Annotated in this window: 9 protein-coding genes and 1 pseudogene; 7 read left to right on the top strand and 3 right to left on the bottom strand. The window is 43.9% G+C overall.

Going from position 1 to position 7500, the window contains the following annotated elements:
- Positions 1-79: 79 nt before the first annotated feature.
- On the top strand, positions 80-478 hold the full coding sequence (locus QUA36_RS30280) for a tetratricopeptide repeat protein (RefSeq protein WP_333460047.1): 399 nt from the start codon (positions 80-82) through the stop codon (positions 476-478).
- 26 nt (positions 479-504) lie between these two features.
- Here QUA36_RS30280 and QUA36_RS30275 read toward each other — a convergent pair whose 3' ends face one another.
- Both QUA36_RS30275 and QUA36_RS30270 read right to left on the bottom strand, forming a co-directional pair.
- Positions 505-1440 carry a DUF1350 family protein gene (locus QUA36_RS30275; protein WP_333460046.1) on the bottom strand — a complete coding sequence of 312 codons (936 nt, stop codon included), beginning with the start codon at positions 1438-1440 and terminating at the stop codon, positions 505-507.
- Between the two features lie 99 nt (positions 1441-1539).
- Positions 1540-2358: a hypothetical protein gene (locus QUA36_RS30270; protein WP_333453220.1), complete on the bottom strand. Its 819-nt coding sequence runs from the start codon at positions 2356-2358 to the stop codon at positions 1540-1542.
- 433 nt (positions 2359-2791) lie between these two features.
- Here QUA36_RS30270 and QUA36_RS30265 point away from each other — a divergent pair, with 433 nt between their 5' ends.
- The 6 genes from QUA36_RS30265 (at position 2792) to QUA36_RS30240 (ending at position 7014) form a co-directional block, all read left to right on the top strand.
- On the top strand, positions 2792-3010 hold the full coding sequence (locus QUA36_RS30265) for a DUF3285 domain-containing protein (RefSeq protein ID WP_333062727.1): 219 nt from the start codon (positions 2792-2794) through the stop codon (positions 3008-3010).
- Positions 3011-3216: 206 nt separating this feature from the next.
- Positions 3217-3753: an rRNA maturation RNase YbeY gene (gene ybeY / locus QUA36_RS30260; RefSeq protein ID WP_333460045.1), complete on the top strand. Its 537-nt coding sequence runs from the start codon at positions 3217-3219 to the stop codon at positions 3751-3753.
- A gap of 161 nt (positions 3754-3914) precedes the next feature.
- On the top strand, positions 3915-4427 hold the full coding sequence (locus QUA36_RS30255; protein ID WP_333453216.1) for a diacylglycerol kinase family protein: 513 nt from the start codon (positions 3915-3917) through the stop codon (positions 4425-4427).
- A gap of 177 nt (positions 4428-4604) precedes the next feature.
- On the top strand, positions 4605-5192 hold the full coding sequence (locus QUA36_RS30250; RefSeq protein ID WP_333460044.1) for an aminodeoxychorismate/anthranilate synthase component II: 588 nt from the start codon (positions 4605-4607) through the stop codon (positions 5190-5192).
- A gap of 265 nt (positions 5193-5457) precedes the next feature.
- A complete protein-coding gene (locus QUA36_RS30245) occupies positions 5458-6240 on the top strand; it encodes an MBL fold metallo-hydrolase (RefSeq protein ID WP_333372480.1) in 783 nt (260 codons plus the stop codon).
- A 165-nt stretch (positions 6241-6405) separates the two neighbouring features.
- Entirely contained in the window at positions 6406-7014 is a 609-nt protein-coding gene (locus tag QUA36_RS30240; protein WP_333372482.1) for a fasciclin domain-containing protein, read from the top strand.
- Positions 7015-7138: 124 nt separating this feature from the next.
- On the opposite strand, the pseudogene QUA36_RS30235 reads toward QUA36_RS30240, so the two are convergent.
- A pseudogene (locus QUA36_RS30235) lies at positions 7139-7426 on the bottom strand (ABC transporter substrate-binding protein); the annotation flags it as partial.
- Positions 7427-7500: the final 74 nt, after the last annotated feature.

The following is a 7500-nucleotide window of genomic DNA, read 5'->3' as shown; positions in this document are numbered from 1 at the left end:
AACTAATTATAAAATGGAACCGAAAAGTAAAAAATAAAGGTAACTTAGTTAATGCAGTTTAGATGTTTGACAGCTTACTTTGCACCAACTAGCAGGAATTTATGCCAATCAAGGGGAAGTAGCCAAGGCGATCGCATTTTATCAACAATCTCTCGAATTTAAGGAAAAGATGGGCGATGTTCAAGGGAAAGCTGCGACTTTGCACAATCTAGCAGACATTTATGCTAATCAAGGGGAAATAGCCAAGGCGATCGCATTTTATCAACAATCTTTCGATCTTAAGGAAAAGATTGACGATATTCAAGGGAAAGCTCATACTTTCGCAATGTTAGGACAGTGGTTAGCAAAGGAGGGAGATTTTGACAAAGCCTTGAATTATTTACACCAATCTTTGGACATTTTGCAGCATTTGCGATCGCCCGACGCGGAAACAGTGAGGAAAATTATTGCTGCGCTTCAACAGGTGGCTGGAAATTGAGGCTGAGTTGGTAGTTTATACAATATTTAAGCGCCTAACCGCTTTTTCAAAGCATCCAAAAAATGAACAGACCAATATTCAAGAAATCGGCTTTTCAGAGGTTTGATGAATTTATCCCAAGGATTGAGGTCAACAATATAATAACCGATTTTGATACCAATCGGCTCTAAATGTTTGCCTTCTATTTCCTGGCTCAATAAAGGCAATTTTCTATTACTTAGCTGTTGTAGGAGCCAAAGTACATCGCTGTTTTTTTGTTGTTCTGGACTTTTCTTGATATCACTGGTAGAACCAGCAATATCATCTCGCTCGAAAGAAATTATTGCCGTCAAATTAAACAGAGAACTATTAGCAATAAAGCATTGAGTTTGTTCTCGGGTTGGTAGCACTCCTAAGCGGAATTTGTCTAACAGTTTTGCTAGCGATCGCACTGGAATAGCGCTCTCTGTATTGCTGATATCAGGAGCAATTAATAAGGACGGCTGGTCTTTAATTGAAGGTCTGTCGATGCCCAGATTTTCGATTAACCTTTGAATCCGTTCGTAGTCAGGGCGATCGCAGAATTTCTCCACAATATTTGGATACCGATCGTCGCTTAAAAATTCTAAAAGAGCAATATACTTGCATCCCAGACTGTGACCAACCCAAAAATAACTCGATGGTTCTTGATAAATTTCGCTTTCATAGCCTAATCTTTGAGCAATCTCGGTCAGTTCTGTTCTCAGTACCTCCTGCTCTTTTAATAACCCAATAGCGATCGGCCAGTGACGAAAAGTAAATCGGAATGGCAAAGCAACTACGGTATAACCTTCTTCAAACAACTGCTGTAAGAAATATCGATAAAACAAAGTTGGCAAACTACCAAAAAAAGATCCACCAATAAATTGAACAACACCTTTTGGCTGCGGATGAACAGCCACCCAACTAAAAGAAACAGGCTGAAATTTAAATGAGTTCGACATTTGAATAAAGCTCAGTGAGTGTATACGTAGGCTTAATTAAACGTAATCAAACGTAAGGTGGGCCATGCCCACCCTACAGTTACTTACCCTTTAACAGTTCTAGCCGCGAGACATTCTGACAGGAATATCAAATTTATCCATCACTGTATTTAGCTCTTTCAAATTGACATCATTGGCATCGAGTTGGGCCAGCAGTTGCACTAGCAGTTGAGCTTTTTCTGAATTGTCTGATTCCAAAGTAGCCAAGTCCAAATTACCGTTGCGTAACTCTTCCAAAATTGGGCCAACAATTGGTAAATCGATGATAATTGGTTTACCTGGTTCAGGGGTAATCTCGTTCAAGCCTTTTCCACTGGCGATCGCTAAAGTGTAATTAATTTGATCGAAGTCTGGTAAAGTTGAAGTTGGTGATGGGAAATCGTTTGGCAAGAAAGTACCGCGAATTTCGGGATTCAATAACACCTTGACTGGTTTCTTGCTTTGGGGTTGAGGCTTTGGAAAGATGGAGCGCGCTGGCACAAATAGCGAGACATAGCCGCGCACTTCCAACAAACCTGGAGTCAGAGTTTTTGGCAGAATGGGCAACAATTGAACAGATGCAGTTTTGTGAGCGGGTATTGTGAAAAATGCGCGATATACCTTCGGTTTCCCAGGTTGCTGAGTCAGAGGTACCTCGATGTTAGTGCCTTCAACGTCAACAACTAAGAAAGCGTTGTTGAGCAAGATTTTATTAGGATCTGCCGGCACGGGTAAGCTGATGGTAAACTCAATCCGATATCGCAAGTCGATCGCTTCGAGATTGGAGATGGTGAGAAAATATCCCTGAACGATTCGACGAGCCACTGGGATGAGTTGTGGAGGGATGCCCATCACAGGTGCGATCGGTGCGGTGAGGATTTCAAAGGTGGAAACTTCCATGTTTTTGTGCGAGTAATTTAACTTTTAGCTTGGGTTATTTAGCCGGAAAATTTTGTTTCTGTTTTTCCGTGGCTATATCTATGAATAACTGCCAGTCGCGGTTGGTTAACAGTCGCTTTTTCTGGTGACACTCATTTGAGTTAACTCAAATGAGTGTCGCTTGATTGTGCGTCTTGACAATTTAAAAATTTTTGTTAAAGCGCTGATGAACACGGATCGGGATTAAATTTATCCTCGTGTATCTGAAGATAAAAATAAAATATCGAATTGATAATCAGCCCGATCGCACATTAATCTGTTGGTATAATCCCCCTTTAATGGGCCCGGGGCGATCGAAAAACTCAAAACACCTACACAAAACGTTACATATTTGTTAACATCGGGGCGAGTCTGTTCTCAGCAGCCCCTCTGTTAACCTTCTAAACTAACCACTATGAGTCAACCTCCCTCAGCAATTCCCGCCTCCGAAGAGTCCGCCGAAACCCAGACAGCGCCGACAAACACTGCACCTCCACCGAGTTATGTCAAGCTGGCGATGCGGAACATGGTTCGTAAGCGGGCGACTTCTCTGTTTCATTTTGCCTTGACAGCCGCAGGACTTTTAGGCGTACTCGTCGGTTTGGCTTTTCTCGATCGCTATTTCAATTCTTAATCAAAGATTCCAACAATCAGCCTCTAATTTCTGCTGATCTTTTTGATATTTCTTAATCGGGAGTTAAGCTGATTGTTTTGCCTGCCTGTTGCAATCTCTAACAGATTACTGTATCTTGCCAGCAACAGCAAAATCCCCTGCCGTTCGATCGCGCAATTGGAATTTGTAAAAAAATAGAATATATCCCTTGACAGGAGAGCAAAAAAATGTTAATTGAGGTGAACGTCGAAGACTGTTACGGGCTCGCCCAGCAGTCAGCCGACGCTTCCAACCTCCCTGAGAGTAGAGCCAGCGGGGAGATTTCAGCCGAAACCTGGGAAAATTGGTTTAGCGTTTGGCTGGAAAACCAGGAAGATTATGTGCCAGTCGCTCCGGGCTACGAAGTCAGTCTGCGTTTAACCGCCGATCCCGATATGCAAGCCCTCAACCTCCAGTACCGCCAGCTCGATCGACCAACCGATGTACTAGCTTTCGCATCTTTAGAGGTAGACTGTCCTCAGCTAGAGGAGATGCAGTCATCTGAACCCTTATACTTGGGTGATATCGTCATATCGATCGATACAGCTAACCGACAAGCCCAGCAGCAAGGACATCCCCTGAAGACCGAACTAGCTTGGCTCGCAGCCCACGGTTTTCTGCATCTTTTGGGCTGGGATCACCCGGATGAAGAAAGTCTGACTCAAATGCTCGATCAACAAGAAACATTGCTGCGGGCGATCGGTCTTGCGATCCAAACAGCATAACTGAAGTTGATGTTGATTTAAAAAATCATGTCAAGCCCAACATAACTTTCTGAAATTAAACCAAAACTTTAGTAAAAACTTAGAAAAGTTACCTAGACTTGATGAAGTTAATTTGAAAAGTTTAGCTTTCATTCATCTCTGTAAATTAAAGTTGGTTCTTTATGGCACTAGATAGACCCTCAATTTCATCACAAATCGCACAGTTTCTGCCCATGCCTCAAGACTCTTCTAGCCAGACAGTCCAGGAGCCGAAAAAAGCCTTGAAATACAACCGAGAGCTGTCCTGGAAAATCGCATCTAGCTTAGCTACGAGTTTTAGATACGCTTGGGGGGGTCTGAGTTATGCTTTTTCAACTCAGCGCAATTTTCGGATTCACACAGTTATAGGCACTTTGGCGATCGGACTCGGCCTATTTTTGCAACTGAAACCTGTAGAAATATCTGTGATCGGCGTCACCATTGGCATAGTTTTAGCAATGGAACTGTTGAATACGGCGATCGAATCGGTGGTAGACTTGACAGTCGGGCAATCTTATCACGAACTAGCCAGAATTGCCAAAGACTGCGCTGCCGGAGCAGTTCTAGTATCGGCAATGGCTGCGATCATAGTCGGTGCTGCACTTCTGCTGCCTCCTTTGTGGGCAGTCGTTCAAATTGCGATCGCCCGTCAGTAACTTATTGGGCCCAGAAAATTTTAGGTTTTAGATGACCAATTTGAGATTTTTAGTTTTATTCGTCTATATTGCAGCTATTTTTATCTTCAGCATCTATCTAAAATCTTGAAACCCTTGCTTTCAGGGAGCGAGTTAACCTAAAATCTAAAATCTAAAACCTAAAATCTAACTTAACCCGTGATTATAGTCATCGATAACTACGACAGTTTTACATACAATTTGGTACAGTATCTAGGAGAACTCGGTGCTGAGTTGCCTGTAGCCAGCGAAGTGCAAGTCTACCGCAACGACCAAATTTCCTTAGCAGAAATTCGCCGATTGCAGCCGGCAGCAGTAGTGATTTCTCCAGGGCCGGGGCGGCCGGAAGATGCGGGAGTTTCTCTGGAATTAATCAAAGAATTAGGCCCGACTCTACCAATTTTAGGCGTGTGCCTCGGACATCAAAGTATCGGTCAAGTATTCGGCGGCAAAATTGTTTCTGCACCCGTGTTGATGCACGGCAAAACTTCAGAGGTAGAACACGCAGGAGTCGGAGTTTTTCAGGGCGTGGAATCGCCGATGATTGCAACTCGCTATCACAGTTTAGTAATTGAAAAGCAGACTTGTCCAGAAGTTTTAGAAATTACGGCTTGGGTTGAAGACGGAACTATTATGGGAGTGCGACACCGGGAATATCCGCACATTGAAGGTGTACAGTTTCACCCGGAAAGTATTTTGACGACTTCGGGAAAGCAATTATTGCGAAATTTCTTAGAAAGACTTTAGTTAAATTTCTCTGAATTTGTAGGGTTCGCTCTCATACCACCTTACGGTGAGAGTAGGGTACACATTTTCGCACCTGAACCGCCTCAAAAAGGATACAAGCCCCCCACTCCTGTCGTGGTGAACCCCAAATTTTAGACTCCTGTTCGAGATTCCAGATTCAATGCTGCAAGTAAATCTAAAATCTAAAATCTAAAATCTAAAATCGACTGACTGTGTTTTGTGGTATAACAACAAACGACCAACACCCGACAACCGCAACCACAAGATGAAACGGCGACAATTAATACGTTACGCACAGACGGGTTTGCTAGCAGCTTTCTTCACTGGTTTGCCATCTGGATGGGAAAGCTATCAAGCTCAAACTGCTGATTCTTTGTCGATTCAGTGGTTGGGCCACACTTGCTTCTTGTTCGCCGGAGGCGGTGCGAGGGTGCTGGTGAATCCTTTTCGCCCCCTAGGCTGTACCGCAGGCTATCGTTCTCCTAAAGTGCCAACAGATTTGATTCTGATTAGCAGTCGGTTGCTCGATGAAGGTGCGATCGACGGATTTGCTGGCAATCCCGGCCTTTTGTACGAACCTGGGTCTTACAAGTCTAACGGGCTGCAGATTCAAGGGATTCGGACGGAAAAAGACCGTGAGGGAGGAAGGCGATTTGGGGTCAATGTGGCTTGGCTGTGGCAGCAAGCGGGCGTTAAGATTTTACACTTGGGCGGAGTTGCTGGCCCGATCGGCATTGAAGAACAAATCTTGATCGGGCGGCCCGATGTAGTGCTGATTCCCGTGGGCGGCGGGCCGAAAGCTTACACTCCGGCGGAAGCGAAGCAAACTTTGCAACTTCTTAAACCAAAGATGGTGATTCCGACACATTTCAAAACCCAAGCCGCCGATGCTGCTGCGTGCGATTTGGTGCCGCTAGATGAATTCTTGGCGCTGATGGATGGTACACCGGTGCGCCGAGTGAATAATGACACGATTTCGATCAAATCTAGTGACTTACCCCAAACTGGTTCGGTGATTGAGGTTTTGAGTTACAGATTTAGCGGTTGATGCCAGATTTCTTAGGTTGCGTTATATTAAGGAAGTTTTGTTCGATCGGGGATGCAAGAGAATTTTCTTGCTATCTTAGCCTCTGGCAACCTTGCCTTTTGTCGAGATTTGGCTAACATAACAATTCATGTTCACTGTTTTATCTCATAAGGAAATGCAAGCGCAATGAAAAATCAAAATTTACCTAGCTGGATGAAACAACTGACAGGTTTCGCAGGAATAATCGGCGCTAGCGCGTTGATTGGTTTCCCGGCTTGGGCTCACATCACCTCCAGCACCAATGTTGCTAATGCAACTCAAACTTCACAAGTTGCAGGAAACGTAAAAACCACTGCTTCACCCGCACCAATGGCTCAGGCGAAGGATATTGTCGCTATTGCATCAGGCGACGCTCAATTTGAGACGTTGACGAAGGCTTTGGGAGCTGCAGGTTTGGTGACAACTTTACAAGGAAAAGGCCCTTTCACTGTTTTTGCTCCGACTGATGCGGCATTTGCTGCTTTGCCAGAAGGAACTGTGGAGAATTTGCTCAAACCGGAAAACAAAGCCCTACTTACAAAGATCTTAACTTACCACGTTGTTCCTGGTTCGGTTGTATCTACTAGCCTGAAATCCGGCGATGTGAAAAGTGTTGAAGGCAGCTCGCTGAAGGTGGGAGTTAACGCAGGCAAAGTTACTGTCAGTGGCGCTAATGTTGTGAAAGCTGATATCAAAGCTAGCAACGGCGTTATTCACGTAATTGACAAGGTGTTGATGCCGCCTGATGGAATGTAAAAATAGCCGTTGTTGCATCAATTGATGTCAGATTCGGTTAAATGAAGGCGAAGTAAGGACATAACAATGTTGTGTCCTTATTTCTATGGCAGGCAATTCAGAATTGGTATTGATTGATAAAGCTTTAGCTAGCTGTGGGGACTGGCAAAAATGGCTGCCAACCCTTACCCCGGTAGCCAAAATCGAAGATTTCGGGATGGAGAATTTCTGCTAAAATTTCTAACGAATCAACCAATCTCGGCCCCGGTCGATTAAAGTAAGAATTGCCGTCAGTTATGTAAACTTTCCCCGTTTTTACTGCTTGCAAATTATGCCATTCTGCGTATTTAGTTATCTGCATTGCTTCGCTGCGAGTGCGGCTTAAATCAAAGCCGCAAGGCATGAAAATAATTACATCGGGATTAGCTTCTATAGCAATCCTAAATCATTATCAAGACTATGATATAATTATATGCAATACTTGCTTGTGACAATAAAAAATGAATA

Origin of the sequence: Microcoleus sp. Pol10D4, assembly GCF_036701555.1 — a bacterium.
GTDB lineage: Bacteria > Cyanobacteriota > Cyanobacteriia > Cyanobacteriales > Microcoleaceae > Microcoleus.
This window is presented reverse-complemented; position numbering and strand designations above follow the sequence as displayed.